3 protein-coding genes are annotated in these 1,246 nt (G+C 45.3%); all 3 read right to left on the bottom strand.

The features are described from left to right. Positions 1 to 38: 38 nt before the first annotated feature. Genes ACFFUV_RS23360 through ACFFUV_RS23350 form a run of 3 tightly spaced genes read right to left on the bottom strand, consistent with a single transcriptional unit; the run spans position 39 to position 1,242 of the window. Positions 39 to 854, bottom strand: a complete 816-nt coding sequence (locus tag ACFFUV_RS23360) for a 3'-5' exonuclease (protein WP_390198306.1) — start codon at positions 852 to 854, stop codon at positions 39 to 41. Positions 855 to 878: 24 nt separating this feature from the next. Beyond that, the gene (locus ACFFUV_RS23355) at positions 879 to 1,079 is read right to left on the bottom strand and encodes a hypothetical protein (RefSeq protein WP_390198305.1); all 201 of its coding nucleotides are present in this window, start codon (positions 1,077 to 1,079) and stop codon (positions 879 to 881) included. Then, on the bottom strand, positions 1,072 to 1,242 hold the full coding sequence (locus ACFFUV_RS23350) for an NUMOD1 domain-containing DNA-binding protein (RefSeq protein ID WP_390198309.1): 171 nt from the start codon (positions 1,240 to 1,242) through the stop codon (positions 1,072 to 1,074). The genes ACFFUV_RS23355 and ACFFUV_RS23350 overlap by 8 nt, the downstream gene beginning before the upstream one ends. Positions 1,243 to 1,246 lie beyond the last annotated feature (4 nt).

The following is a 1,246-nucleotide window of genomic DNA, read 5'->3' as shown; positions in this document are numbered from 1 at the left end:
GATTGTTACCGGGAATACGCCCGGAACGGTTTTATAACTTAAAATTCTGTTTCGTCCAATAATTCCCGTGTCTTACTATTCGACGGAACCGCCGGGCGTTCCGGTTCCGGGGTTGGTTCCGGGACGGGTTCCCCGGTTCCGATTGGTTCCGTTACCGGGTTGGGGTCGTGGAACTCAATATTGCGCCCGCCTTTGGGCTTTTCCGGCTCAAATTGGGCTTTGAGTTGTTCCGCCGGGTATTCCTTTTGCGCTAACTCAATAATCCCCAAATTAACCAATTCCGGGACGCAACGGCGCAACGCCCTTATGTCCTCTAATGCGTCATGCGCCGGGAATGTTTCGCCGGGGAATAACTTACTATATAATTCCTCCAATTTGGGGAATTTTCCCGGTTTGCCATTCTGATACAATACGCCGACAAATTTAATAGTTTTCATCATTGTATCAATGCGCTTTCCCTTGTGCAATGCGTCCTCGGCTTTGGCGTCGTAATACTCTTTGCCGCAATAACGCAAAATGTTCGCTTTCAACATCGACGTATCGAAATAAATGTTGTGCGCACATACAAGCGGTGCGGCGGCGGCATCCGTCAAAAATTCGTCGATAACCTCGGCAAACGGTACACCCTCGGCAATTGCCCGTTCGGTCGTTATCCCGTGTATTGCGGTTGTTTCCGGCGGTATCTCGTAATTGTCCGGCTTAATTATAAAACTGCGTTCTTTGTCGCCGAACGCCCACGCCAATTGTACGACGTGCGGGAATTGGTTAAAATCCGCATCCCATTTCAAACCCTTTGCGGGTACTCCGGTTGTTTCGCAATCGAAAAAACAAATGTCTTTTAATTCAAATTTCATACTCTCGTTACTGTTAAATTGTTATTACTCGTTTTCGTTGCGGAATTTATCCCGCTTTTTCTCTAACTCCAATACGTCCCGGTTTTCCTCGACGTACTGTTTTACGTCCTTACGGCAAAACGGTTGGTCGGCTAACCAAAGCAAATGCCAATACGGTACGTTTTCCATCGGTTGCCCCTTAAATTTACCTTGTGGCATCGGGGATTTGTCATTTAATTCATTCATTTTTATACCTCCAAATATAATTATATGCGGTTTTTACTAAACCATTACAGCAATTAGAAATATTACTTCTATGATAATTAAGTTGCCGTTGTATTTCCATCGTAGTAACCCATTCTTTGATAAAATTACCCTCTAAATCATATTGCAAAACTGCCCCGGACACCGGA

It is taken from the genome of Vibrio olivae (genome assembly GCF_042428525.1).
In the GTDB taxonomy this organism is placed as follows: Bacteria; Pseudomonadota; Gammaproteobacteria; order Enterobacterales; family Vibrionaceae; genus Vibrio; species Vibrio olivae.
Note: the sequence above shows the minus strand (reverse complement) of the source record. Positions and strands in the feature narration are given on the sequence as shown.

What these genes read in the sequence shown, in the direction of transcription:
- ACFFUV_RS23360 (WP_390198306.1), bottom strand. Translation starts at nt 854, where the DNA reads ATGAAATTTGAATTAAAAGACATTTGTTTTTTCGATTGCGAAACAACC.
- ACFFUV_RS23355 (WP_390198305.1), bottom strand. Translation starts at nt 1,079, where the DNA reads ATGAATGAATTAAATGACAAATCCCCGATGCCACAAGGTAAATTTAAG.